Below are 26,467 nucleotides of genomic sequence, written 5' to 3'. Positions count from 1 at the left end.
CGGTCTGGTGAGTGCGCGAGTGGTTACTCGCCGCCGGGGAGCAGCTCGACAGTGACTCGCTGCCAACCGTCACCCACGACATCGATGCCGGCCTCCCGCAGATTCGCCACCGCCTCGGTCGCGATGTCGGTGCGGTAGGCGCCCTCGGTGGGTGCCGAGGCCAGAATGCCCTCGCTGGTCGCCACCTCGACGGTCTGCGCCCACAGGTCAGGATCCATGATGCCAGCGCCCAGTGGCGATGGCCAGATCAATGCGCTGATCTCGTTCATCTGCCATGTCTGGTGCGATTCGCCCAGCGTCGGGACATTGTCGAGCACGATCTGCACGCACTCGGCGGGATTGTCGCGGCAGTGGATCCAGCCTCTCAGCGACGCCTCAACGAACCGGACAGCCGCATCGCGGTAGGCCGGATCGTCGTCGAGGCGGTCGGCGTCTGCCCACAGAGCGTCCTGCAGCATCGCCGTGCCCACGTCATTCCAGTTGATGACGTTGAGATCCCCAGGCTGGAAGAGTTCGCCGGTGGCGGGGTTCTCCGTCTCGAGCACTTGGGCGTACTCGTTGTAGATCATGGCCTGCGCCGCGTCGATCTGTCCATCGATCAGAGCCAGCATGTCGAAGTTCTGCTGCACCAGCTGAACGTCGGAGTCCGGGTCGAGCCCGTTCGTGCGAAGTCCCGCCAGCAGCTCGAACTCGTTGCCGAATCCCCAGTTGCCGACCGTGCGGCCCTCGAGGTCGCCGACCTCGCTGATGCCGGAGTCGGCGAAGGACACCTGCAAGGTGGCGCTTCGCTGGAACACCTGGGCAATGTTGGTGATGTTGGCACCCTCTTCCCGGGGCACCAAACCTCTCGGCACCCATGAGACCGCGAATTCGGCGGCGCCTGAGTCCAGAACCGAGGCCGGCACGATGTCAACACCGCCCTCGAGGATCTCCACGTCGAGCCCGACATCTTCATAGAAGCCGAGCGCTTGGGCCGCGTAGTAGCCGGCGAACTGTGCCTGCGTGAACCACTGCAGCTGCAGCGACACTTCGGAAATGGGCTCGAATTCGGGCTCATCGGTTGCGTCATCGCTGCCGGTGCAGGCCGCGGTTAGTAGGCCGAGTGCCAGCAGCGGTGCCAGCGCCCGTATCAACGTTTTCTTAACCTTCATAATTCCCCCCTGTTAGGTTCCCCAATGGGATCTCACGCTGAACGATCACCTCATGCCGCCTTCCGCGCCGCGAAGTACCACGGCATGATCAGCCGTTCGAGCACCGCAGCAATCGCGTACAGGCCGATGCCCACCAGCGATCCGGCCAGCACCGCCGCCCAGGCGTCGTCGTAGCGGGTCAGTCCGGCCGAGTTGGTGATGACGTTGCCAAGCGCGTCCTGGCGGCCGCCGAAATACTCGGCCACGATGGCCGCGATCACCGCCAGCGACGTGGCGAGCTTGAGCGCAGTGAAGAAGTACGGCATCGCGTTCGGGATGCGCACTTCGCGCATGATCCTCCACTTGCCGGCGCCGTAGGACTCCATGAGCTCGACCTGGCTGGGCTCGGGCTGCCCGAGCCCCCGGGTCGTGTTGATGAACACCGGGAAGAAGACCAGTACGACCACGACGGCCTGATTGGAGCGGGGCGACAGAATCCCGAACCAGGCGTTGAAGATGGGTGCCAGCGCGATGATCGGCACCGCGTTGACGGCAACAGCCAGCGGTGTGATCGTCTCGTGGGCCGAACGAAAGGCTGTGACGAGCACGGCGGCCGTCGCTCCCGCCAGGACCCCAGCGAGGAGTCCGGTGACGATGATGAAACCGGTGATGCCGGTCGCTGTCGCAATCGTGCCGAAGTTCTCGGCCACCGCACTGCCGATGCGCGAGGGCGGCGGGAGCACGAAGCCGTCAGGGCTGATCACTGCCAGGAGTGCCTCCCAGCCGCCGAACATGATCAGCGCGGCCACCATCGGAGGCAGCCATGAGCGAAGCAGCGCCTTTGCCGCGGTCACGAGGTGTGACCTGCGCGCAGTGCGTTTCGCACTGCCGTCACGTTGGCGAAATACGCCGGGTTGTCGCGGGTTGCCTCGCTGCGCTCCCCAAGGTCGGTGTCGATGACAGCGGAGATCTTCCCCGGACGGGGCGACATGACCACCACCCTCGTGGACAGGAAAACCGCCTCGCTGATGGAGTGGGTCACGAAGATCACAGTGGTCTGTGTCTCGGTCCAGATCCGCAGCAGCTCGTTCTGCATGTGCTCGCGGGTCATCTCGTCGAGGGCGCCGAACGGTTCGTCCATCAACAGCAGCTTCGGATCGAACGACATCGCCCGAGCGATGGCGACGCGCTGCTGCATGCCGCCAGACAGCTCCGCCGGGTGGTACCTCGCGAACTCGCCCAGCTTCACCAATTCGAGCATTTCGGCTGAGCGCTGCCGACGGTCGGCCGCTTTCCAGCCCATCAGCTCGAGCGGCAGCTCAATGTTGCGCGACACGTTGCGCCAGTCGAACAGACCTGCCCTCTGGAACACCATCGAGTAGTCGCGGTCGAGACGGGCACGGTCGGCTGGCTTGCCGTTGACCTTGACCGACCCGTCGCTCACGTCGATCAGTGCAGCGATCAGCCTCAGCAGGGTGCTCTTGCCGCAGCCGGACGGGCCGATCAGCGTGACGAACTCGCCGGAGCCGATCCGGAGATCGATGTCGGTGAGTGCGACGACTTCGTTGGGGCGTCCCGGGTTGAACACCTTGGAGACGCCCTCCACCTCGACGGCTGCCGCACCGTCGAGGTTGTCCATGTCGCCCGCACCGCTCATGTGCCCACAACTCATGTGACAGACTCCCGGCCCTTGCGTCCCACGAGCGCGTACTCGACGGACGAGATCACCGAGAAAACGACGACCCCGAGAACCGCCGCCCCCAGCACGGCCACATAGAGGCGCTCGGGCCCTGTCGTGTAGCGCTGGGCCTCCAGCAGCACCCGGCGGCCCAGACCGCCCTTCACCCCGGCAGAGATCTCGCCCACGATGGCGCCCACAACGCTGGCTGTGGCCGCAATCTTGAACGCAGCGAACAGGTAGGGCAGCGACGCCGGCAAGCGCAGCCGCCACAGCGTCTGGCCCCATCGCGCCGCGTAGGAGTCCATCAGCTCGAGGTTCTCGGGCCGGGGGGACAGCAGGCCTCGCAGGCCGTTGATCGTCACCGGGAAGAAGGTCAGGTAGGTGGCGATGACCGAAACCGACATCCAGTCCTGCCACTCGAAGGGCAGGAAGTCCAAGCTCTTGCGGCCCCAGATCACGATGATGGGCGCGATGGCGATCAGCGGGATGGTCTGGCTGGCGATGACGTGGGGCACCAGCGCGCGCTCCAAGCGCCCCGACGTGGTGAGCACGATGGCGATGCCCAAGCCGACCAATACCCCGATGGCGAACCCCACCGCTGCCTCTCGCAGAGTAAAGGCGGCTTCGGTGGCGATGATCGTCCAGAAGGCCTGGCCCGTGCCCCTGGGCTCAGCGAAGATCCCCGAGACGATGTCGGTCACCGGCGGCATCTTGAGGTCGTTGGTCTCGGGCAGGAACGACCCGATCACAGGCCAGCTGGACTGACCGTCGTCAATGGCTGTTCCCACCTTCTTGTAGGCGGTATAGGCAAGGCCCAGCAGGCACACGAAGAGGGCCAGCACGACCACCTGCCGCAAGGTTTGGCGGACGCGAGCGCGGCGGCGCTCGCGGGCCGCCTGCTGTCGAAGAAACTGGTCTCGGACGATCGGGTCGATCGTCGCCGGGGCAGTGGTGTCTGCTTGCACGACGCGCCGGTCAGGTTCCCAGCGCCGGAATGATCTGCTGGCCGTAGGCGCTCAGTGTCTCATCTTTGGCGTCGTGCATCAGGTAGATGGCGAACTGGTCAACGCCCAGTTCGCGCAGCTCGGCGAGCCGGGCGATGTGGCTGCTGGCGTCGCCGAGAATGCAGAAACGGTCGATCACGTCGTCGGGGACGAAGTCAGTGTGGACGTTGCCGGCCTTGCCGTGCTCGGCGTAGTCGTAGCCCTCGCGCCCGGAGATGTAGTCGGTGAGTGCTTGAGGCACCCCGCCACCGGTGTCGCCGTAACGCTCCACGAGGTCGGCCACATGATTGCCGACCATGCCCCCGAACCACCGGCACTGATCGCGCTGATGGGCGAGGTCGTCGCCGACGTAGGCAGGCGCGGCGACGCAAATGTAGAGGTCGTCGGGATTGCGACCAGCCTGCGCCGCGGCCCGCCGGACGGCGGCAACGGTCCACTCGGTGATCTGAGGGTCAGCCAGCTGCAGGATGAAGCCATCGGCCTGCTCGCCGCAGAGCTGCAGCGCCCGCGGCCCGTAGGCGGCCATCCAGATGTCGAGCCGACTGCCCGCCGACCACGGGAATTGCTGCCGCGTGCCGTTGTATTCGACCTCGCGGCCCTCGGCCAAGCCCTTGATGACCTTCATCGACTCGGCCAGCGTGGCGAGGCTGGTGGGGGCGTGCCCGAGCACTCGCATGGCCGAGTCGCCCCGGCCGATGCCGCATACCGTGCGGTTGCCGAACATGTCGTTGAGCGTGGCGAACATCGAAGCGGACACCGTCGGGTTCCGGGTGCCCGGGTTGGTGACCATCGGGCCGACGACCATGCGATTCGTGGCCGACAGCATCTGGCTGTAGATCACGTACGGCTCCTGCCACAGCACGTGGCTGTCGAACGTCCACCCGTAGGAAAAGCCCAAGGTCTCAGCCCGCCGGGCCAGGTCGATCACTCGCCACGCGGGAGGATCCGTTTGCAGAACAACGCCAAAATCCATGTTCTCAGTCCTCCGATCTGATCAGCGGGAATTGCGTGTGGTCGAGCTGGGTCCTGGCGTCGCCTCCTATTGCAGGTATTGGCAGAGGCCCCGGGGCAGGTAGTGCCCATCGCCGGCGCGGCCTAGGTACTGGCCGTCGTCGATGATCCTGCGGCCCCGCGAGAACACGGTGTCGACGTGGCCGGTCACCTCGACACCCTCATACGCCGAGTGGTCGATGTTCATGTGATGGTTGTCGACGCTGACGGTCCACCGCTTGTCGGGGTCGTAGATCACGACGTCGGCGTCGGAACCCGCCGCGATGATCCCCTTGCGGGGGTACAAGCCCATCATGCGGGCCGGAGTGGTGGCGCACAGCTCGACCCAGCGAGCCAGGCCGATCTCGCCGGTGACCACGCCCTGGTAGATCATGTCCATGCGGTGCTCGACGCCGCCGATGCCGTTGGGAATCGCCCGGAAGTCGCCGAGCCCCAGCTCCTTCTGCTCCTTCATGCAGAACGGGCAGTGGTCGGTGGACACGACGGCCAGGTCGTTGGTTCGCAGGCCCTTCCACAGTGCGTCCTGGTGGCCTTCGGCCCGTGAGCGAATGGGTGTCGAGCACACGTAGGCCGCGCCCTCGAAGCCCGGTCGGTTGAGGTGCTCCTCCAGGCTGAAGTGCAGGTACTGCGGGCAGGTCTCGGCGAAGACATTCATGCCGGCGTCGCGTGCGAGCGCCACCTGCTCCAACGCCTCGGCCGCCGACAGGTGCACGATATACAGCGGCGATGCCCCCACCTTGGCCAGCTGGATTGCCCGGTGGGTCGCCTCGGACTCCAGCTCGGGGCGCCGCACGTAGCCGTGGGTGACCGGAGCGGTCTCGCCCCGCTCGAATGCCTGCGCGGCCAGCACGTCGATGGCCAAGCCGTTCTCGGCGTGCATCATGATCAGCCCGCCATTGCCGGCTGCCTGCTGCATGGCCCGCAGGATCTGTCCGTCGTCAGCGAGGAACACTCCCGGGTAGGCCATGAACAGCTTGAAGCTGGTGATGCCCTCGTTGACCAGCAGGTCCATTTCCTTGAGCGAGTCGTTGTCGACGCCGCCGATGATCATGTGGAAGCCGAAGTCCACAGCGCAGTTGCCTTCGGCCTTGGCCATCCAGGCGTCGAGGCACTCACGCACGTTCTCGCCGGTCTTCTGCACCGCGAAGTCGACGATGGTGGTGGTGCCGCCCCAGGCCGCGGCCCGCGATCCGGTCTCGAATGTGTCGGAGGCATAGGTGCCGCCGAACGGCAGCTCCATGTGGGTGTGCACGTCCACCCCGCCGGGCACCACCAGCCGTCCGGTGGCGTCGATGACTTCGGCACCGTGGGTGGCCGCAACTGCGATGTCGCTGCCTGGTTGCAGAACGGCCACGATCTTCTCGCCGTCTATGAGCACCTCGGCCGGATCTGCACCGGTCGAGCTGACAACGGTGCCTCCCTTGATCAGCGTCGCCATCGTCGTGTCCCCCTGTGCGGCTAGCTCAGCGTTGTGGCGGTGTAGTCGGTGATCCGCGTCAGGATCGCCCGGTTCAGGGCGCCGTCAGCGACCCGTAGGAGTCGGGGCGGCGGTCCCGGTAGAAGGCCCACTGGTTGCGGACCTCGTCGATCATCTCGAGGTCGAGCTCGCGCACCAAGAGCTCTTCGTCCCGGTCCGATGCGGCCGTCTCCACGATCTGGCCCCGCGGGTTGGCGAAGTACGACGTCCCGTAGAAATCGTTGTCGCCCAGCGGCTCGACGCCGACCCGGTTGATGGCCCCGACGTAGTACATGTTGGCCGCCGCGGCGGAGGTCTGTTCGAGCTGCCACAGGTAGGCGGACAGTCCCCGGCTGGTGGCGGAGGGGTTGAAGACGATCTCCGCTCCGGCGAGCCCGAGTGCCCGCCAGCCTTCGGGGAAGTGGCGGTCATAGCAGATGTAAACCCCGACCGTGCCGACTGCTGTCTCGAATACCGGGTAGCCGAGGTTGCCAGGCCGGAAATAGAACTTCTCCCAGAACCCCTTGACCTGCGGGATGTGGTTCTTGCGGTACTTGCCGAGATAGGTCCCGTCGGCGTCGATCACGGCTGCGGTGTTGTACAGGAACCCGGCCTTCTCACGCTCGTACATGGGCACGACCAGCACCATCTCGTGCTGCGCGGCGAGCTCACAGAAGCGCTTGGTGGTCGGGCCATCGGGGATGGCTTCCGCGTAGGAGTAGTACTCGGTGTCCTGCACCTGGCAGAAGTAGGGACCGTAGAACAGCTCCTGGAAGCACATCACCCTGGCACCGGCAGCGGCGGCCTCGGCGACGTGCTTGGTGTGCAGCTCGATCATGGAGTCCTTGTCGCCGGTCCAGGCCACCTGGACGATCGCGGCGGTCACCTTTCGGGCCATGTGGTGCCTCCCTCGCTCGATCGCTGGACGAGTTTCCGTGGTGAATAGAAAGAAAGGGGTCTAGATCAGGGTGCAGAGGGGCTTTTGCCCCCGACGCGCACCGGACTGGATCGGGCAGGATGTACCGATGTCGGGACGCACCACCACCTTCCGCGGATGGAAGGTGGTGCGTGCAGGGGCAGTGATCCAAGGGCTGCAGAGTGCGTTCGTCATGCACTCGCTGGGTGCCTACTTGGTGGAGATCGAGAGGGAATACGGCTGGAGCAAGACGGCCCTGTCGGGCGCGTTTGCCGTGAACCGAGCCGAGACGGCACTGCTCGGGCCAGCGCAGGGCTGGCTGATCGATCGCTTCGGACCCCGTGTCATCACCCGGGCGGGTGCGGTGGGCATGGCGGTCGGTTTCGTGTGGTTCAGCCAGCTGCACTCGCTGTGGCAGTTCTACGGCGCGTTCTTGGTCATGGCGGTCGGCAGCGCGTTCTGCGGGTTCCTGACGGTCACCGTCTCGATCGTGCGCTGGTTCGAGCGGCTGCGGGCCCGGGCGCTCGCGTTCGGGGGCATGGGCCTTGCGGCGGGCGGCATGTGCGTTCCCCTCGTGGTCCTGTCGTTCTCGTGGTTCGGCTGGCGCACGACCGCCGCCGTGACCGGCGTCGCGGGAGCTGCCGTTGCATGGTGGCTTGCCAAGTATCTCGACGGCCGCCCCGCTGATTTCGGCGAGGAGGTCGACGGCGGGAAAGAGGTCGTCGCGAACGGCAGGACGGTGCGCGCGGAAGGCGTGAGCGACGTCCATTTCACGGCCAAGGAGGCGATGCGCACGAAAGCGTTCTGGACGATCTCGTTCGGGCACCTGAGCGCACTGTTCGTCGTCGGCGCAGTGATGGCGCACCTACAGCTCTACCTGACTTCTGAGCGGGGCTACACCTTGCAGCAGGCCAGCTTCGTGGCCGCCGCGCTGCCCCTGATGCAGCTCGGCGGCATGGCCGTGGGCGGCTGGCTGGGAGATCGCGTCAACAAGCGGCTGATTGCATCGATCGCCATGTTCGGGCACGCCGGCGGCGTGCTGCTGCTGGCCTGGGCCGTCAATGTGTTCATCGTGGTGTTGTTTGTGATCCTGCATGGCCTCGCGTGGGGAGTGCGCGGTCCGCTCATGCAGGCGCTGCGCGCTGACTACTTCGGGTCGTCGGCCTTCGCGGCGATCATGGGGGTCAGCTCGCTCATCGTGATGATCGGACCGATTGTGGGTCCGCTCGCCGCGGGCTGGCTGGCTGACACAACCGGCAGCTACGCGACTGGTTTCGTTGCGCTCGCCGTGCTGACGGCTCTGGGAATGCTCTTCTTCGTCATCACCAAGCCACCGGCACCGCCACTGCGAAGCACTGTCGACAACACGGCCGCGACCACCCCGCAGATGCAGCCCAAGATGGCACGCTGAGCGCTATGCCCGGCTCCGGTACTGAGTTCCGATCCGACCTCGACCCGACGCCGCTGTTCGATCCGCGCACCTACCTCGACGGTGTGCCTCACGACCTGATTGCCGAGCTGCGGGCACGCGCCCCGGTCCATTGGGTGCCCGAGCCCGAGCTCATGGGGTGGGAGGCCGGACCCGGCTTCTGGGCGGTGCTCACCCACGAGCTGATGAACCGGGTGCTCCGTGATCCGGGAACATTCTCGTCACACCTGGGCGCTACGCAGATCCGCGACCCGCAGACCGCTGAAATGCTCGAGTTCGTCCAGCGGATGATGCTCAACCAGGACCCGCCGCAGCACACACGGCTGCGCCGCCTGCTGATGCGCTCATTCACGCCGAGCGCAGTGTTGGAGTTGGAGGCCACCATCTCGGCTCGTGCTGAACGGCTCGTCAGCGCCGTGGAGGACCGGGGACGCGCCGACTTCGCCAAGGACGTCTCGGCCGAGCTGCCACTGCTGACGCTCGCCGACATCATGGGCGTGCCGACGCAGGACCGGATGCTGCTGTTCGACTGGTCGAACCGGGTCATCGGCTATCAGGACGCAGAGTACGCGGCCTCGGACGTTTTCGATCCGGCGACCGGCACCGAGATGGCACGGCGTTCCCGGGAGGTGCGCGCCGATATCCGCCCGGGACCCGACGGTCGCATGCCCGACCCTCGCTCCCGCGAAGGCCTCGCAGACATGTACGCCTACGCGCAGGACCTCGCCACCTACAAGCGGGCGAACCCGGGCTCCGACGTGGTGTCGATCCTGCTGGCTGCGCCCGACGACGAGGGCGGCATCACCAACGAAGAGTTCGAGACCATGTTCTTCCTGTTCGCGGTGGCGGGCAACGAGACGCTGCGCAACGGCATGCCGGGCGGCATGTGGGCGCTGCTGCGCCATCCCGACCAACTTGGGAAGCTGCTCGCGGACCCCGCTCTGCTGCCGGGCGCCATCGAGGAGATGCTGCGTTTCATTCCGCCGGTCGTGCACTTCCGGCGCACCGCTACCCGCGACGTCGAACTCAGCGGCTGCCGGATCGGGACTGGCGACAAGGTGGTGGTCTTTCACGTGGCGGCGAACCGGGATCCAGCCGTGTTCGCCGAGCCCGACCGTTTCGACATCGAGCGCAGTCCGAACGACCACCTCACCTTCGGCGCTGGACCGCACTTCTGCCTGGGTGCGCACCTGGCGCGCCGCCAGATGACCGCCATGTTCACTGAGTCGCTATCGCGGCTCCACAATCTGCGGCTCGATCCCGCCCGCCCGCCGCTGCGCCTGCTGTCGAACTTCCAGCACGGCTTCAAGCACCTGCCGGTGATCTGGGATGTGACGCGCGCCGAGCGGATCGCAGCATGAGAGCGGCTGAGCGCGCCGCCGTGCCGTCTATCCGGGTCGGTGTCACGCCCGACGTGAAGCTCTGGTCGCGACCGTGGGCTGAGCGCCGCCGCATGGTGGAGCTCGTCGCCGATGCCGGCATCGACTGCATGTTCTTCGCCGACCACGTCAGCTTCCGGATCGGGCACGGCAATGACGGCATGGTGACCGCAGCAGCGCTGGCCAATCTCCACCCCGAACTCGGTGTGTACCTGGGCGTGTACCTGCTGCCGCTGCGTCACCCGGTTCCCGTCGCCCGCCAGCTGGCGAACCTGGCCGAGATGGCCCCCGGGCGCATCAGTTTCGGCGTCGGCATCGGCGGCGACGACCGGCACGAGGTCGAAGTGTGCGGTGTCGATCCCCGCACCCGCGGGCGACGGTCCGACGAGTCGCTCGACATCGTGTTGCGGCTGCTGGGCGGTGAGACCGTCAATCACCAGGGCGAGTTCTTCTCGCTGTCACAAGCCCGCATCATCCCGGTGCCCGACCCGCCTATCCCGACTTACGTCGGCGGGCGATCCGACGCGGCGATCCGCCGCGCCGGTCGCTTCGCCGATGGGTGGCTGGGCATCTGGTGCACCATCGAGCATTACCAGACGGCGCTGCGCCTCTACGCCGAGACTGCTGAGACCGAGCGGGCGGTTCCGGGTGCGGCCCCGGACGTTCCCGACCATGGCATCCAATTGTGGGTCGGCATTGGCGACAGCCGGGAACAGGCGGCGGGCTGTGTCGGCCCCGAGCTCGAACGCTTCTACCGCGTGCCCTTCAAGGCCTTCGAGAAGTACACGCCCTATGGCACCGTCGATGACATCGTGGACTTCTTCTTGCCGTACCTCGAGGCGGGCTGCCGGCACGTGAACATGACCCCGTGCGGTCCCGACCCCAATGAGGCGATACTTGCGGCGGGGGAAGTGGCACGGCGCCTGCGTCAGGCAGATCCGCTGGCGAAGGCCACGGCGGAGACCGTGCCCCGCGGGACGCAGCACGGGAGCGAGGACCGATGAGCACGACAGCGGCACCGGGGTCGACGGCCGTTTCAGAACAGCCCATATCAGGACAGCCCAAATCAGAACAGCCCGGCGCAGGACTGCTCGACGTCCGGCCGCTCGCGGGCGCGCTCGGCGCCGAGCTGTGGGCGGCTGGGGGCGGCGCACTCAATGTGAACGCACTCGATGACGAACACATTGCATCGATCCGCGAAGCGCTGTGTGCCTGCCACGTGGTGGTCATCCGCGACCAGCACATGGAAGTCAGTGACGTGGCCCGCTTTGGACGTCGCTTCGGCGAGTTGGAGCGTCACCCATACCTCGGCGGCACATCGGACGAGCCCGAGGTGGTCCCCGTCATCAAAGAGCCCCATGAGACGGTCAACTTCGGCGGTGGCTGGCATTCGGAGATGTCGTTCTTGGAGTGCCCCCCCATGGCGACAGCCTTGTATGCGGTCGAGGTGCCGAGCTTCGGCGGGGACACGCTGTTCGCCAATCAGCAAGCGGCCTACATCGGCATGTCCGACACGATGAAGGGCTTCGCCGAGAGTCTCAGCGCGGTGCACTCAGCGGCCCGCCAGTACGGGCGGGGCGGCGAGGGGGACCGGTACTCCGGGCGGCGCAGTGCGATGACGGTCAACGTGTCCGACGACGCCCATGAGCAGCTGACCCATCCGGTCGTGCGGACCCATCCCGAGACCGGTGCGAAGGCGCTGTACGTGAATCGGGCGTTCACCGAGGCCGTCTCGGGCATGCGCCGGCACGAATCGAAAGCGCTGCTCGAGATGCTGTGGCGCCATGCAGTGGACGAGCAGTTCACGTGCCGGGTCCGCTGGGAGCCGGGAACGCTGACCATGTGGGACAACCGCAGCGTCCAGCACTACGCATTGAACGATTACCACGGGCAGCGCCGGCACATGCTCCGGGTGACGATCGCCGGCGATCGGCCCCGCTGAGGGCCATCGAGTTGAGGACCGGCCCGACACTGCAGGCCGACGGGGGATACGAACGCTGATGAAACCGCTGGCTGGCGTCCGAGTGGTCGACATGAGCCGCGTGCTGGCGGGTCCGTTCGCCGGACGGATCCTCAGCGACCTCGGCGCGGACGTCGTCAAGGTCGAGCCGCCCGAAGGCGACATCTCCCGACTGTGGGGAGTGACCCGCGCTGGGCTCGCGGGCTTCTACACGCAGCAGAACGTGGGCAAGCGCAACGTCTGCATCGACCTGCGCGCCGAGGGCGGGTCCGAGATGGTGAAGCGCCTTGCCTCGAAGGCGCATGTGCTCATCGAGAACTTCCGCCCCGGCGTCATGGCACGTCATGGCCTGTCGTTCGCCGAGTTGTCCGAGGCGAACCCGGCACTGGTGATGCTCTCGATCAGCGGTTTCGGCCAGGAGGGTCCCGAATCGCATCGGGCGGCTTACGCGCCGGTGCTGCACGGTGAATCGGGCTGGTTGACTCGGGCGGCCGAGATACACCAGCAGCCGGTACAGGAGCCGTACCTGGCGGTGGCTGACACCTACGCATCGCTGCATGGGTCGGTCGGCGTCCTGGCGGCGCTGCGTGTCGCGGAGCTGACTGGTCACGGCCAGCACATCGACATCGCGATGCTCGAGTCGTTTCTGGCCACCGACGAGGGCAGCCAGGCAGGACTCGACGGTGTGTCCTACCAGTCTCAAGGCGGGTTGGTGTGGGACGGCGTCGACGGACCGATCTTGACCGCAGGCGATTTCCGGTGGATCTGGAAGCAGCTGAGCGAGACCCATCAGATAGCCGATCCCTCGCCTGCTGATGCCGACATCGGGACCAAGCGGTCGCACCGCTCCGACGCGATCAACGCTTTCCTGAGCTCGTTCGAGACTCGAGCGGAGATGCTGGCAGCCCTTGATGAGGCGAACCTGGCGTGGGGCGACATTCGCACGACCGCGGAGGCGCATGAGTCGCCCACGGCGATTCATCGTGGCTCGTCGGTGGAGATCGACGCTCGGGACGGGGGTACCCGGCGGGTGACCCAGACGCCCTACCGATTCACCGGCACCTCCGCGGAAACCTCGGTGACCTCCGGCATCACATCGGGAGCGCTGGCGTCTCACTTGGGCGAGCACAACGACGAAGTGCTGGCCGAATGGCTTGGCTCCGGTCGCGCAGAGATCGAGGCGCTGCGACAATCGGGTGTGCTCACCGAGGACATGTTCGCGGCGGAGGCGCGCTCCGACGAGCATTCATGAACGACACGGAACCGAATCGGTCTGGCGGGAGTCTGAGGGGGCAGGCAGTCTTCGTGGGGACGTGGAATGACTGGCGCGCTCGTTGCATTCGTAGATCTGCATTCGCCGATCGGTCACGGTCTGGTGGGCGCAGGCACGATCCGTACTGGATTGACAGTGAGCGCTGCTGAGGGTGCGGCCTCAACCGGATCCGCCCGGGTGGATGCCGTGGCGCTCCGGTTCGAGGACTTCTATGCGGCCCACCGCGACGAGATGGCGCGAGCGCTCGGGTTGGCGATGCGCGATGCCGCGCTGGGCGCCGAGGCTGCCGACGAGGCATTCGCCCGCGCCTGCCAGCGCTGGGGACAGGTCAGCGCCTATGCGAATCCGCAGGGCTGGGTGTACCGGGTCGGGCTGAATTGGGCTCGATCGTGGCTGCGACGGGTCCGGCGGGAGCGTGAACGCCAGCCCTTGCTGGCACAACCGCACTCCACCGAGGACCGGGCGCGCGATCTGGATCTTGAACGTGCGCTCGCGACGCTCAACGAGGCACACCGCGCCGTGATCGTGGCGCGCTTCTACCTGGACTGGTCGGTCGCCGAGACTGCGGAGGCCTTGGGCATCGCGACCGGCACGGTGAAGAGCCGGCTCAGCCGGGGTCTCGAACAGCTGCGGGAAGTGCTGGAGTCGGGTTCCGACGAAGGAGAGGCGTCATGACGGCTGAGGATCGCCTCCGCAGCCAGCTGCGTGACGCTGGGGCGTCAATGCCGGTCGGCTCGGGCTCGCTCGCGGGCGTCCAAGCACGAGCGGCTCAGTTGCAGCGCCGGCGCAACGCGGTGCGCGGCGGGGCGGGCGCGTTCGCGCTCGTAGCCGTGGCGGCCGTCGGTCTCGTGTCGCTGCGAGACGGCGGCATCGAGGATTTTGCAGCATCCGTCGAGACAGAGTCGCTGAGCGAACTCGAAGGCATGCCCGCAGCTACACAAGCGAGCAGCGCCGAGAGCGTGGACCTCGACGAGATGACGGAAGACGAAGTCTTCGAAACTGCCCCTTCGGAATCGATGAGCGCCGACGAGTCTTTCGAGGAACAGATTGAGGTCGCGGCAGCCTCGGAAGACAGCGTCGAGGATCCCCCAGCAGTGTCCGACGGCGCCGAGATGTCCGAAGGCGCCGTGTTCGCCACAGCGGTGTCGGCGGTGTCGCCTCCGGCCCAAGCCGAAGGCGTCGCGATGCGCTATTCGTTCAGCGGCGCGCACGCGGTCGCTCAAGCTGCCGACGACTGGTACGCCTACGACGGCTCGCAGTGGCAGTCAGTGGGCTTGCCCGAGAACATCGAGGTAGTGGCGGTCGACCTGTCGGGGTCCGAGCGGATCGCGATTCTGGGAGTCGTGCGGCCGCTCGAATGCGCCATCGAGTACGTCATCGGCGTACAAACGGCAGATGGCTGGAGCTTCGCACGCATTGATGACGACACCCCCCCGATGGTGAACTCCGAGATGCTCGGGGCGCGCATACGTGTTACCGACTCTGCCGTCGAAGTGGAGCGGACCGAGCTGCTGACGCTGTTCGATGAGTGTGCCGATCCCGAGGAGTACGCCGACCCGTTCGGCGACGCTGCGAAGCTGGTGGCCGACTTGGAGCAGCTCGGCGAGATTCAGCGGCAAAGTTGGCTGGTCGCGGAGCTCGAACCGGACTTCGCTCAGCACTGGCCGCGGGTGGCAAGCGATGACGCGCCGGCGGCGGCGCTGCAGGGTTCTGAGTTGCGGTGGACGGCGACGGAAGCACCCCTGTACACCGTCGAGGCGCGAGAACTCACTGCTGCGCGCACCATCACGGACGATGCGATCGCAGTTGCACTGCACGAGACCACGATGCTGGAGGTCGCGACGAGCGTCGAGGTGTCCGACGGCATGGCAGTGCTGCGACACGGCGACCAGTCCTGGGACGTCTGCCCGATCCCGGACCCCGACGAGGCGCACGGGGAGATCGGCTGGGCTGGCGAGCATCTCGCCGTCGTGGTCGGCAAGCCCGAGCAGACGTTGTTCGTCGTCAAGCGCGCTGGGTAGCGCTTCGGGCCACGGCGCTAGTCCACGGCGCCACTTCAGAGCGTCAAGCAGGAGTCTCAGGCGAGGACATCAGCGGTCCTAGTGTGACCCGGGTGTCTGGCAGTACGACGAGAACACAAGAGTTTCCCGAGCTGGGCTTCTACATGCTGGCTGGTGAAGCTGATCAATCCGCAGATGCGTTGACCCAGGTCCAGGCGGCGGAAGAGCTCGGGCTTGGGCGAGCCTTCCTGGGAGAGCGGCCGAACCGCAAGGAGGCGGGTGCCATCTGCGGTGCCGCTGCCGCGGTCACCAACTCCATTGGTGTCACCCTGGGAGTGACAAACATCAATACTCGCCACCCACTGCTGACTGCTGGCCTTGCGCTGATCGTGCAGAATCTCGCTGGCGGGCGATTTGTGATGGGTATCGGTCGTGCTTTGCGGTTGTGAGCGACGAGGTGCCCTACGACTTGCAGCTGCGCAAGACGGTCGGACGCCTGGCCACCTACTTGCAGTACTACGGCGACTTGCTCGTGCGGATCAACCGGTGGGACCCCGATGCACTGGCACCGGTCCTTGACGCCTACCGGCGCAGCGCTGCGTGACCGGTGGGACTCCGTCCGGCGCGGTGCCGGTTCTCGGTGAGATCGGTGCTGAGGGGTTGACCGCCGCTTGCGGGAGGCTGTTCGCGACGATGGCCGGCCACCACGCGACCTACGTCCACGACATGGATGCAGCCGAACTGCTGGAATGAGCTCATGGCAGATGATCTGGCACTGTGGAGCGCGACCGATCAGGCAGCGGCGATTGCATCGGGGCAGCTGTCGAGCCGTGAGCTGACGAGTCATGTCGTTGATCGCATCGAGCGGCTCGACGGCGACATCAATGCGGTGGTGACCCGCGACTTCGAGGCTGCGCTGCAGCGTGCCGAGACTGCAGATGCCGCACAGGCCCGCGGCGACACGCTCGGGCCGTTGCACGGTGTCCCGTTCACCGCCAAGGACGCTCTGATGACTGCGGGAATCCGCTCCACTGGCGGGGCGCGGGAGCTGACCGACAACGTTCCCCAGATGGACGCCGCCGTCGTCGCCGCGACCCGTGCTGCCGGTGCGATCGTGATCGGCAAGACCAACCTGCCGCGCTGGTCGGCCGACAACCAGTCCTTCAACGACCTGTTCGGCACCACCAGCAATCCTTGGGATCTGTCGAAGGTTCCCGGCGGCTCCTCGGGCGGTGCTGCAGCCGCCACGGCGATGGGTTTCACCGGATTCGAGATCGGCACCGACATCGGCGGCTCGATCCGCTTCCCGGCCTCGTACAACGGCATCTGGGGACACAAGCCGAGCTTTGGGCTGATCCCGACCACCGGTTATCTGGACCACGTCAGCGGCGGCACGACCGAGTCCGACATCAACGTGTTCGGCCCGCTGACCCGGAGCTGCGACGACTTGGAGCTGCTGTTCGACGTGCTGTTGCGCCGCGAGACGCCGTGGGTGCCGCAGCTGCCGCCCGCACCCGACGACGCGGGGTCGCTCCGGGTGGCTGCGTGGCTCGACGACGAGTACTGCCCGGTCGACGGAGATGTCCTGGGCGTGATGCATGCGGCAGTCGAGGCGCTCGAGAGCAGTGGCGTGAGCGTCGACCACGAAGCGCGGCCCGACATCGATCCGCTGCCGGCGTGGGAATCCGGCCTGTGGCTGGTGCGAGCGGCGATGACGTTGGCCGGCCGGGGCGAGGGGCCGAAGCATCGTGAGTGGCTGGAGCGCCACATCGCCCGTGAGGAATGCCGCCGCAAGTGGGCGGAGTTCTTCACCCGCTACGACGCGATCCTGATGCCGGTGAGCTTCCATCCGCCCTTCGACCACATGCCCGAGGGCACCTTCGCCGAGCGTCGGCTGCCGGCCAACGGCATCGAGCGGCCGTACATCGAGATGACCCGCTGGACCATCCTGACCGGCATGTCCTACCTGCCCGGCACCGTGCCACCGCTGGGGCTCACCCCCCACGGCCTGCCGATCGGCTTCCAGGTCGTCGGCCCGTACGGCGGCGATCGCACCACGATGGCGCTGGCACGCCGCATCGGCGAGCTGACCGGCGGCTACCAGCCCCCTCCCCGCGCGCTGGGCTGAGCGCCCACGAGCTGCGTCTGTTGACGCGACGCTCTCGTCACTCGACGTGTGCCGACAAGTCCGTCAGCCTGAGTGCTCAGGCGGCGACGTTCGACGCTACGTCCTCGACTTCGACGATGGCTCTTGCCAGGTCGTCTCCTGCTAGAACGCCTGACCGAGCAGGCCCGTCGCTCGAGAGGAAGAGGAACACCACCTCGGAGACGCGGCGCCCCGTCGATCGCTCAAGGCACCAGGCGTACGTGGCGCCCTGCAGGCGGTAGTCGTCAACCTTGCGCCGAAGTGAGGCCTCGTCGTCGACCCGGTCGGTCTTGTAGTCCACAACGACGAGACCTCCGTTCTCTCGCTCATAGAGCAGGTCGATGTAGCCCTCGATGACTGGGGCAGAACGGCTGCCCATGTGCGTGCCTCCGCGGTTGCTCGCTGAGTCGGAAGGTGCCGCCGTATAGATCTCACGCCAATGGCGTCCTCGTATGGCTTCCGCCACAGTCGGGCTATCGAGGGCAGAGCGCACATACCGCTCGATGGCACGTCGCTGATCGGAAAGACCCTCAGCTGCTGCGGCGGCCTGGGCCAGCGGCGCCAAGTGATCGCCGTTCCGCAGATCGACGTCTTGGAGCACGGCGTGCACAGCCCGGCCCAAAGACGTTCCGTAGCGCCCCCGGGAGCCGATCGCGTGTTCGACCCCAAGGTGGTCGTCGGGACCATCCTTGGCGAGTCCCGCCGCAAGATCGGTCGTGTCGGCATCGTCAAGAGGTTCCCCCTGCTGGGCACTGGCTCGGGCGATGGCGGTGGCGCTGAGCGAGGCCGCTGCCTCCGTGGACGCCAACGCCGCGTCGAGGCGGCTTCGCCATTCGGGGCGTTCGATCATCGGAACCGGTTGCGCCGGCCCACGGGCGGGAGACACGGCGTCGAAGTCACCGGACCAATCGCCTGCCCACACTGCGTGATCGATCGCGTCACCCGCACCAATCGCTTCGCAGATGACCTGCGCGCTGGTGAGTCGATGCTCTTCAGGCCTGGATGCCGCGAGCGGCTTGCGGTGGAGCGACACGACCAGATGGTCGCGGGCACGGGTCGCTCCCACGTACAGCAGGCGGACTCGCTCGTGGTGGTCGGCCACCTGCTCGTCGGTGACCCAATCGTCGTAGTCGGCGGTCTGCACGCCGCTGCGAAGCCGAATGGCCGGTGGTGACCCTGCTGCCCCAAAACCGACTTCAGTGGAGTCGCGATTTCCTCCAGCGGTGTTCTGCAGGCCCGCCACGATGACGATCGGGAACTCGAGGCCCTTCGAGGCGTGAATCGTCATAACCCGAACCGCGTCGTCGTCGGACTCCGGCAGTACCGCTTCGGTCACCTTCGCGCCCTCGGATGCTTGACGGCGCGCCCAACGCAGAAAGCTCCGCAAGCCGCTGTGCTGGCTCTCGGACCACGCGCGCGCCTGGTCCACGACGAACCGGAGTTGTCGCCATGCCTCGCGCGTCCGCGGCCCGGCGACTGCCTGTTCGAACACCCGGCGATCGCGTAGCAATCGGTCGGCGATGACGGCGGGCGATACCAACGAGTGGGCCTCGTGCAACTCGCGCAAGTGGGCGAGGCCATTGGCAACCGGATGATCGGGGCCGTCTGGAACACCCTGGGGACAGGGTGAGAAGTAGTTCCACCCGGACGCGTGCTGCGCGTACACGTACAGGTCGTCGTCGCCGCATCCGTAGAGAGGGGTGCGCAGCGCGCTCACGATCGCCAGATCGTCGGTCGGGTCGGCTATCGCCTGCAAGCACATCATCAAGTCGCGGATAATTGCACTGCGCCAAACAAACGAGGATGCTTCGAGTCGATACGGGATGCCCGCATTCGACAGGCCCACTTCCAATTCGTCGAGGCTCGTGCGCGTCGGGATCAGCACTGCGACGTCCTCGAACCGAGCTTGGCGAGACTCGCCGGTGTGGGGGTCGGCAACGCTCCAGTGGCCCTCGACGACAGCCACGATCGCTCTGGCCACGTCAGCGGCTTCGGCGACGCGCACTTCGGCGGCCGAAGTGTCCCTGCTGTGCTCGTTGCGACCCAGCAAGGTGACCGGTGCACCCTCCTCGGCAGCAGGGCGCCACGGACGCAGGGGCGCGTAGTCGGGCTGGCTGGACGGGTGCGGCACGATCATGACGCTGAACACGCGGTTGATCCACTCGATGATGGGCGCTGTGGTACGGAAATTGACGCTGAGCGATGTCTGCGTGCCGGTGAGAGTTCCGAATCGTTCACGAGCAGCCAGGTACAGGCCGATGTCGGCTCGCCGGAAGCGGTAGATCGATTGCTTGGGATCGCCGACGAAGAAGAGCCGACCTGGCTCAGTTTCGACCTGCTGCCAGTCACGTGGTGATTCGTCGACGTCAACCGAACACATCAGCGTTGCAAGCTCGACTTGGATCGGATCGGTGTCCTGGAACTCGTCCAGCAGCAGGCGCCGGTATCGCTGGCTGAGCGCGGTGCGCACCTCCGAGCTTTGCGGCGAGTCGCGCAGCAGCCACCGGGCCCACACCAGCAAGTCGTGAAACTCGAGCGTGCCACTCGACCGCCGATCCTCCGCGGCGTCGAGTGTGAATGTGCGGATCTCTGTGGCGAGCTGCCCGATGGCGGCGTCCAGCACCTCGCATGCCGCTTCACTGCGCGCCTCGTCGAGCTCTGCGAAGCCATCCCGGATCGACACCACATCAGGCCAGTTGGCCTTGCTGCCGACCCTCCCGACCTTCGGGATGCCTTCGGCTCCACTGGCGAGCAGCACGGCCAGACGCTCTCGGTCGTTGCGCGCCGCATCGAGACGTGCGGTCCATGCTTCGAGCTGGCCGAATCGTGCCAGCAGCTTGTCGGTCGACTCGGTGCACTCGTTGCTGCGCAGGAGCAATCGTCGTGCGGCATCGACCAGGGATTCGACGGGGATCGATGGTGTCGCGGCAGTGCCTGGCGTCCAGTTCAGGCGATCCCAGTTGTCGTTGAAGTGCAGGGCCATCTGCCGCAGCGAGTCAATCCCCACGCCAGCGGCATCGACCATCTCGATGGCCCAGCGGCATCTGGAGTCTGACGACAGGAGTGAGTCGACGAATGCGCTCCAACGCTCGTCAAATTGGACCTCGCTCGCGATCGGGTCGAGGGTCTCGAACATGGGCGGCAGCCCGGCCTCGACGGGATGCTCGCCCAGCAGGCGCCGAGCGAAGCTGTGCAGCGTCGAGATGGCAGCCCCGTCAAGTTCATCGAGCGCAGATTGGAGCCGTTCGACGCTGATGGCGTCATCGTCCGAGGGATTGTCGACGGCACGGGTGAGTTCGACATGCAGCTCGGCTCGGATGCGATTGCGCAACTCTGCAGCTGCTTTATCGGTGAAGGTGATCGCTGCGATGTTCGAGAGCGGGATCGATTCGGGACCTGTCACAAGCGACAAGACCCGCCGGATCAGCGAGTTCGTCTTCCCCGTTCCGGCCCCAGCCTCAACGAACAAGGTATTGCCCAATTCGTCCCGGACGCGATCTCGCTCGGCCTGGTCGGCCGGCAATACCCCAGGCTTGGCGGAGGCATTCATGATGAACCGACGCCCTCGGTATGAGTGAGATCTGCGGCCGCCTCGTCCGGCTCGGCCAGCTGAAAGAACGGGGCGAGGGCCGGGTCGCTTCGCTTGGCAATCCACTGCCGGCGAAGCTGTGTCGAGCCGAGCCCGTCTGGATCGCACGCAGGACAATGCATGCCGCTGTGACGGCCATCCGCAGCCGTGACATATCCCGGAAAGACGCCCGCGTCGATTCCCTCCAGAATCGTCCTGACAACTTCGGCAAAGCGCTGCATCGCCCAGTCCGTCACATCGAAGCCCATCCACTGCCAGTCGCCTCGTACCGACGTGATGAACCAGTAAGCGACGTGGGCGACGGAATCGCGGGGATCCGTGCTGCCGCCGAAGTGGTGAGCCGCGGCGAGTGCGTAGACGCCAAGCTGCAGTTTGGTGCCGCGCACGGTCGGATCGTGCGGACTGGCACCGGAACGACTCGGCGGCGCGACTCCCCGGTAGCTGCGGTGGCTGCCGGTCTTGTAGTCGATGACGACGAGCCGCCCGTCGGATTGCCGTTCGATCCGATCAATGGCGCCTCGGAAGTACACCTCGCGGCCGTCGCCAAGATCCCAGCGCACCGGAGGGGCAGAGTCATCGCCGAATCCGAAGCGATGCTCTGACGCGATGATCTGCCCAGAGGGACCTGATCGCTCGAGGTCTCGCTGCACGAATTCGCCGAGATCCGCCAGCATCGTGGCGCGATCGAGTTCCCACAACAACTCGAGCCCGGTCAATCCTCGCCGCTCGAGATCGGACGCAAGCTCTGCACCGATGCCCACGAGCTCGCTTTGACCGGGTTGCATCGCCGATCGTCGGATGCCGTCACTGCGTGATGTCCCGGCGAGCAGATCGGAGAGGAATCGGTCGATCGCATCGTGCATCATCCGGCCGCGCTCGAACGGGCTCAGCCGCACAATGGACTCGGGCTCCTCGATCTCGGTCACTCTCAGCAAGCGGTCCAACATGTACTGCCGAGGACACCGCGCCCACTGTTCGATCCGCGTCGCAGAAAGGACACTTGCGGGCCCACCGGTTGGGACTGTGACGCCGCTCAGGTTGCCGTCGAAACGGGTGAAGAGGGAACTGCGACGTGCCGCTGCAAGCTCGACCCCTCGCCGGAACGCGACATCGACGCCGAACAGCGGGTGTCGATCGAACGTGGTGCCGTCGCCCCGGGCTGCGAGCAGGCTCGCAGAGTCGTATTCCTGGGCTGTTGCGGGGAACGGCGCGTTGCGCACGCTCCCGATCAATGACGCAACCTCGATGATGTCAGCGGCCTTGCGGTCTCGCGCTGCCGCAGCGAGATCATCCCCATCGACGTAGTCGCGGACCTTCCGTTGAGCTCCCGATGTGAGCTTGCGCGCGGTCGGCAACAGCCATCGTGACGGCACATTCTCGGCATTTCGTCGAAGATCGCCCCTCGGGAACAGCAGCGTGACGCGGCCGGAGGCATTCGAGAGTGCGGCGAGGAAGTCGCGATGCTGTTCAGCGGTGTAGCTCCCGCTGTGCACCAGGGCGTTACCGAGCAGCTTGCGCTCTTCGTCAGCAACGAGCCCGTCGGTTCGCTGCCGCGTCGGAAACGTGCCTTCTGCCATCCCCAGCACGTACACGCGCTCGGTGACGAGATCGACCGCTCCGGCAATCTTGCCCACGAACACGCCGCGGCCCGTTGTTCCGCTCCGGCCATGGGGCTGGTCGAGTGCTCCCGCCAGGATGCGGGCCATGACGGCCACGCTCGCCGCGTCCTCGACGGCGGCGAGATCTCTGAGCTCGCCGATCACTCTGTCGATGCGTCCCGAAGCAGTCACTTCCCACTCGGGCCACTCGGCGGGGTGGGACTCCGCGGTGACGGTGCCGAGGTAGCGATCGATCAGGCCACCAAGCCAATTGCACAACTGCGGCCACTGCTTGAGAGCACGCCCCTTATTGAGGTTGGCTGCGAGTTCTCGCATGAATGTTGCAAGGTCTTCGCAACGCCGCGCATCTTGTTCGAGCCGGTTGATTCTGGTTTCGGACGGATCGTCACTGGCACGCTCGCGTTCGGCCTCGGCGTTCAGCTCTTCGCGATGCCGAGCCAGTCGGTGCTCCCAGTCGTCACCTTCGACGACGTGTGCCGCGCGCGCCAGGCGTTCCCATGAACCCACGGGCACTAGAGCCGAGCTCCTGGAACTGTTCCAAGATCGACCCAAACGTTGGATCGGCACATCGGCCAGCAGCTCGAAGACGTCCGACCGATGCAGGCGCCGCCCGAAGGCTGTGGTGGCCGCCATGCCTGCCAGGCCCAGGACGAGACGACCGACCGCAGACTCGGCCAGCGTGCGACCCGAGTTGCCGTGCGTCGTGACTCCGACGGCCTCGAACTGTTCGGCCAGAATGCGTGCGTACGGCTCCGTTGGGCCGTGGAGCACGGCGATGCGACTCGGCGCGACGCCCTCGTCGAGGTCCGAGATCACCGAACGCACGACCGTCCGAACTTCGGTGTCTGCGTCGCTGACGCTGACGATGCGGTTTGCGGTCGTGGGGCTGATTTCGTGGTGGGGGAGGGCCACGCTCAGCCGTCCACACACGGCTTCGGCAATCTCATCGGCTCCTGGCTCGCCCGTGACGCCGAGCACGATGTGGACATCGCGCACCGGCGCAATCGCCCCCAGCAGTGCCGCTTCGTGCCGCAACAGCCTTCGGGGGAGGTGAATGATGAGCGTTCCGAGACCATCGATGAGTTCTGCATCGTCAGTCGAAGCCGCTCCCGATGCGGCCGGATGTCGCCGAGCCAGACGGGCTGCCTCGCGCAGCAGGTCGAATTCGTCGTACCAGTCGTCGGCGAGAATCTGGGAGGCGCGTTGGTGCAGGCGGACGACTTCACGAGCCCGCGAAGACATTTGCTGCAGGTGTTCGAGCTGGTCGGCTCGCAGATCGCGCAGTTCTCGGTGCACACGCGCGAGCGCTGTTTGAGTAGCGGGGTGATCGGCGACGGCTGCGAACATGCCGGCGTCTTCGGCAAGCGCATGCCGGATGGCTCCATCGACGATGTGGTTGGTGACAGGGCGGCGACCGCGTACGTGCATCCTCGGCGCCGCCAACCGCTGCGCCAGTCCGAACATCGTGACTGCGGTGACCGCAGCCAGACCGTCTCCGAAGCTCGACACGGGACCGCACGTCCCGGAGGCCAGCGCGCGCCGAAGCGCGACACCCGCATAGTTGGTCGGCACGACAACCGTCACTTCCGCGAAGGGATCGTGCGCCTTGGAGCTCGCGATGAGTTCGGCGAGTAGCGCGAGCGCGGGACCTCCGAACTCGACCGGGTGCACCTTGATGCCCGCCAACACGGACGGGTCGGCTCCTGAGTCGGAGGTGGTCACGACGGACAACCTAGGACTGCGGTGTCACAGGAATTGCAGATCTACGACGGCGTTCACTTAAGGCGCAGGCGCTTCGGCAGCAGCGCTCAGGTGCCCGCCAGCCGAGCTACCACGGGTGCCATGGCATCGACCTCGGGATCGTGGATGGCGATGTAGCTGGCGCCGTAGGCCTCACGGTGATGGTGCAGCTGCTCGCAGATGTCATCCACCGTGCCCGCCAGCACCAGGGGCACCTCACGCGCCTCGGCCACCGTCAGACCAAAGCCGGGCGCGAACTGCTCGAGAATGCTGTCGGCGTCTTCGGTCACGAGAGCCATGAACGTGTTGAGCTGGATCTCGATGTCTCCGAAGCGCTCGCCCGCGGCGTCGGCAATCCATTGACGCCGCTCAGCGAACTTGTTGGCCACCGAACTGCGTGCCGCATCGGCTCCCACGGTGCCTTCCCGCAGGTTCGGGTTCAAGCTGATGATGTCGGCCAGCCGGGCTGCCTCTGTCAGCACTCGCTTGCCACCGCCGCCGATGATGATCGGCGGCCCGCCCGGCGTGTGCGGCAGTGGCCGACCGACCATCCCCGAGACCTGGTAGTGCTCGCCGTCGTATTCGAACGGCTCGCCGAGCCACAGCCCCTTGATGACCTCGAGAGCCTCGATCATCCGGTCGATACGTACGCCGGGCCGGTCCAGCCGGATGCCCGACTGCTCGTAGTCCTCAGTCAGCCAGCCGGCACCGATCCCGAACTCAGTTCGGCCCTCGGCAAGCAGGTCAAGCGTGGCGAAGTCTTTCGCCAGTACTGCGGGGTGGCGGTAGTCCGCAGCGAACACCAGGGTCCCGACCCGCAGCGTCGTGGTGATCTCCGCCGCGATCGCAGGATGCACGATCGGCGACCAGCTGTCCCAGAAGTGGTCGTGGCAGTAGAGCGTCGAGTAGCCCAGGTCCTCGACCTTGCGCGCCATCTCCCGAAACGCCGCCGGACTCTCCGGTTTGCCGTACTGGACTGCGAATCTGAATGGATGCACAGCGGCACCCTACGCGCCGCCGAGCGGTGCTCGATCGTGGCCGCCGCAAGCCAGCCAATGGGGTGCAAACGCGCCCACACAGCGGCACGCATGGACATCGTCGCCGTAGCGGTGTCTGTCACGGTGCCCCCTCCCCAACCAGGTGAGCCAGCATCGCAGACCAGCGACTTGTCATCCTGCCACCTAGATGATTAGTTCCAAGGGTTTAGTGGTCGTAGGCGGTGAGTGAGCGGCTGGGGCGTGTTCGGTGGTAGGTCTCGTTGTGCCAGATGGCGGCGGTGAGGGCGAGGAGCCGGGCGCCGATGCGCGCGGCGACGCCGGCTTTGGTGCGGCCTTTGTGGCGTTCGAGGCTGAGCTGGCCTTTGAGGGTCTGGTTGATCGATTCGATGATCTGGCGCAGGGGCCGCAGGAATCTGGCGCCGGGCCGTGGGGCCTCGGATCGGGTGGCGGGGCGCAGCACGGTGATGCCGACGTCGTTGAGGTCGGCTTCGAACGCAGCAGAGCGGTAGCGGTTGTCGGCGATGAGGGTCTGGCCCGGCCGGGCGATCCCGGCGGCGTCGATCATGTCGGCGCAGACGTCGCGTTCGTCGGCTTTCGCGCCGGCGAGAGCGAACGCGATCGGCAGCCCCGCCGGGGTGGCCACAAGATGCAGCCGCAAGCCCCAGAACCAGCGGGAATGCGACGCGCAGTAGCCGTATTGGGCCCATCCCGCGAGGTCAGAGCGCTTTTGGGTCTCGCGGCTGGTGCCGCACTCGACCGGGGTGGAGTCCACCAGCCACACGTCGTCGTGCCACGACTCGCACTCGCGTGCGAGGCATCCCATGACACGAGCGATCATCTCGGCGCTGCGCCGCAGCCGCTTGTTGTAGCCGTCGCGGTTGGGCAGATACGGGAACCACGGCCCCAGATGCGCTCTCGCGTAGCGCACGAACTGCGACTCGTTGTCATAGCCCAGCAGCGCCGAGATCACCGCCAAGGTGACCAGCTCCGCGTCCGACAGCTTCGGGGCGAACCCCACCACAGGCCGCCGCGGAGCCCACCCAGGGTTCTGCGCCAACAGGTCATCGATCCTCACATACAGTGCGGTCGCGAGGGTGTCCAAGTCCGGGCCCATGCTGAGAACCTCCAAGATCGAA

22 protein-coding genes are annotated in these 26,467 nt (G+C 66.4%); 11 read left to right on the top strand and 11 right to left on the bottom strand.

Annotated features, from left to right (window positions below; translation table 11 throughout):
- Positions 1-23 precede the first annotated feature (23 nt).
- The 7 genes from ACOQPH_RS11895 to ACOQPH_RS11865 all read right to left on the bottom strand — a co-directional run bounded on the left by ACOQPH_RS11895 (position 24) and on the right by ACOQPH_RS11865 (position 7,180).
- A complete protein-coding gene (locus tag ACOQPH_RS11895; RefSeq protein WP_420621598.1) occupies positions 24-1,151 on the bottom strand; it encodes an ABC transporter substrate-binding protein in 1,128 nt (375 codons plus the stop codon).
- Between the two features lie 50 nt (positions 1,152-1,201).
- Positions 1,202-1,984: an ABC transporter permease gene (locus tag ACOQPH_RS11890; protein WP_420621597.1), complete on the bottom strand. Its 783-nt coding sequence runs from the start codon at positions 1,982-1,984 to the stop codon at positions 1,202-1,204.
- Positions 1,981-2,787, bottom strand: coding sequence for an ABC transporter ATP-binding protein (locus ACOQPH_RS11885; protein ID WP_420621596.1), 807 nt, complete (start codon positions 2,785-2,787; stop codon positions 1,981-1,983). Before ACOQPH_RS11885 ends, ACOQPH_RS11890 begins: the two co-directional genes overlap by 4 nt.
- Before the next feature lie 11 nt (positions 2,788-2,798).
- Positions 2,799-3,776, bottom strand: a complete 978-nt coding sequence (locus ACOQPH_RS11880) for an ABC transporter permease (protein ID WP_419554263.1) — start codon at positions 3,774-3,776, stop codon at positions 2,799-2,801.
- Positions 3,777-3,786: 10 nt separating this feature from the next.
- Positions 3,787-4,788: a TIGR03842 family LLM class F420-dependent oxidoreductase gene (locus tag ACOQPH_RS11875; RefSeq protein WP_419554262.1), complete on the bottom strand. Its 1,002-nt coding sequence runs from the start codon at positions 4,786-4,788 to the stop codon at positions 3,787-3,789.
- A gap of 66 nt (positions 4,789-4,854) precedes the next feature.
- Positions 4,855-6,264, bottom strand: a complete 1,410-nt coding sequence (gene hydA, locus ACOQPH_RS11870; protein ID WP_419554261.1) for a dihydropyrimidinase — start codon at positions 6,262-6,264, stop codon at positions 4,855-4,857.
- Positions 6,265-6,337: 73 nt separating this feature from the next.
- Positions 6,338-7,180: a nitrilase-related carbon-nitrogen hydrolase gene (locus ACOQPH_RS11865; RefSeq protein WP_419554260.1), complete on the bottom strand. Its 843-nt coding sequence runs from the start codon at positions 7,178-7,180 to the stop codon at positions 6,338-6,340.
- A 127-nt stretch (positions 7,181-7,307) separates the two neighbouring features.
- Here ACOQPH_RS11865 and ACOQPH_RS11860 point away from each other — a divergent pair, with 127 nt between their 5' ends.
- The 11 genes from ACOQPH_RS11860 (at position 7,308) to ACOQPH_RS11810 (ending at position 17,367) form a co-directional block, all read left to right on the top strand.
- Positions 7,308-8,609 carry an MFS transporter gene (locus tag ACOQPH_RS11860; protein WP_419554259.1) on the top strand — a complete coding sequence of 434 codons (1,302 nt, stop codon included), beginning with the start codon at positions 7,308-7,310 and terminating at the stop codon, positions 8,607-8,609.
- A gap of 5 nt (positions 8,610-8,614) precedes the next feature.
- Positions 8,615-9,988: a cytochrome P450 gene (locus ACOQPH_RS11855; protein ID WP_420621595.1), complete on the top strand. Its 1,374-nt coding sequence runs from the start codon at positions 8,615-8,617 to the stop codon at positions 9,986-9,988.
- Positions 9,985-11,010 (top strand): LLM class flavin-dependent oxidoreductase, encoded by a 1,026-nt coding sequence (locus tag ACOQPH_RS11850; RefSeq protein ID WP_420621594.1) that lies wholly within the window; start codon positions 9,985-9,987, stop codon positions 11,008-11,010. The genes ACOQPH_RS11855 and ACOQPH_RS11850 overlap by 4 nt, the downstream gene beginning before the upstream one ends.
- Complete coding sequence (locus ACOQPH_RS11845; RefSeq protein ID WP_420621593.1) at positions 11,007-11,948, top strand: TauD/TfdA dioxygenase family protein; 942 nt, start codon at positions 11,007-11,009, stop codon at positions 11,946-11,948. The genes ACOQPH_RS11850 and ACOQPH_RS11845 overlap by 4 nt, the downstream gene beginning before the upstream one ends.
- Positions 11,949-12,006: 58 nt before the next feature.
- Positions 12,007-13,218, top strand: a complete 1,212-nt coding sequence (locus ACOQPH_RS11840) for a CaiB/BaiF CoA transferase family protein (protein WP_420621592.1) — start codon at positions 12,007-12,009, stop codon at positions 13,216-13,218.
- A 66-nt stretch (positions 13,219-13,284) separates the two neighbouring features.
- Positions 13,285-13,914 carry an RNA polymerase sigma factor gene (locus ACOQPH_RS11835; RefSeq protein WP_420621591.1) on the top strand — a complete coding sequence of 210 codons (630 nt, stop codon included), beginning with the start codon at positions 13,285-13,287 and terminating at the stop codon, positions 13,912-13,914.
- Positions 13,911-15,260: a hypothetical protein gene (locus ACOQPH_RS11830; protein WP_420621590.1), complete on the top strand. Its 1,350-nt coding sequence runs from the start codon at positions 13,911-13,913 to the stop codon at positions 15,258-15,260. Before ACOQPH_RS11835 ends, ACOQPH_RS11830 begins: the two co-directional genes overlap by 4 nt.
- A 92-nt stretch (positions 15,261-15,352) precedes the next feature.
- Positions 15,353-15,688 carry an LLM class flavin-dependent oxidoreductase gene (locus ACOQPH_RS11825; protein WP_420621589.1) on the top strand — a complete coding sequence of 112 codons (336 nt, stop codon included), beginning with the start codon at positions 15,353-15,355 and terminating at the stop codon, positions 15,686-15,688.
- Complete coding sequence (locus tag ACOQPH_RS11820; protein ID WP_420621588.1) at positions 15,685-15,843, top strand: hypothetical protein; 159 nt, start codon at positions 15,685-15,687, stop codon at positions 15,841-15,843. The genes ACOQPH_RS11825 and ACOQPH_RS11820 overlap by 4 nt, the downstream gene beginning before the upstream one ends.
- Positions 15,840-15,992 carry a hypothetical protein gene (locus ACOQPH_RS11815; protein ID WP_420621587.1) on the top strand — a complete coding sequence of 51 codons (153 nt, stop codon included), beginning with the start codon at positions 15,840-15,842 and terminating at the stop codon, positions 15,990-15,992. The genes ACOQPH_RS11820 and ACOQPH_RS11815 overlap by 4 nt, the downstream gene beginning before the upstream one ends.
- 4 nt (positions 15,993-15,996) lie before the next feature.
- Entirely contained in the window at positions 15,997-17,367 is a 1,371-nt protein-coding gene (locus ACOQPH_RS11810) for an amidase family protein (protein WP_420621586.1), read from the top strand.
- 76 nt (positions 17,368-17,443) lie between these two features.
- Here the strand turns inward: ACOQPH_RS11810 and ACOQPH_RS11805 are convergent, their stop codons facing one another.
- The 4 genes from ACOQPH_RS11805 to ACOQPH_RS11790 form a co-directional block, all read right to left on the bottom strand.
- Complete coding sequence (locus ACOQPH_RS11805) at positions 17,444-20,935, bottom strand: UvrD-helicase domain-containing protein (protein WP_420621585.1); 3,492 nt, start codon at positions 20,933-20,935, stop codon at positions 17,444-17,446.
- On the bottom strand, positions 20,932-24,315 hold the full coding sequence (locus ACOQPH_RS11800) for a PD-(D/E)XK nuclease family protein (protein WP_420621584.1): 3,384 nt from the start codon (positions 24,313-24,315) through the stop codon (positions 20,932-20,934). Before ACOQPH_RS11800 ends, ACOQPH_RS11805 begins: the two co-directional genes overlap by 4 nt.
- Positions 24,316-24,401: 86 nt before the next feature.
- A complete protein-coding gene (locus ACOQPH_RS11795) occupies positions 24,402-25,331 on the bottom strand; it encodes a TIGR03621 family F420-dependent LLM class oxidoreductase (RefSeq protein WP_420621583.1) in 930 nt (309 codons plus the stop codon).
- A 205-nt stretch (positions 25,332-25,536) separates the two neighbouring features.
- Positions 25,537-26,445, bottom strand: coding sequence for an IS982 family transposase (locus ACOQPH_RS11790; protein WP_420621582.1), 909 nt, complete (start codon positions 26,443-26,445; stop codon positions 25,537-25,539).
- Positions 26,446-26,467 lie beyond the last annotated feature (22 nt).

Source organism: Candidatus Poriferisodalis sp., assembly GCF_965221945.1.
GTDB lineage: Bacteria > Actinomycetota > Acidimicrobiia > Acidimicrobiales > Poriferisodalaceae > Poriferisodalis.
Note: the sequence above shows the minus strand (reverse complement) of the source record. Positions and strands in the feature narration are given on the sequence as shown.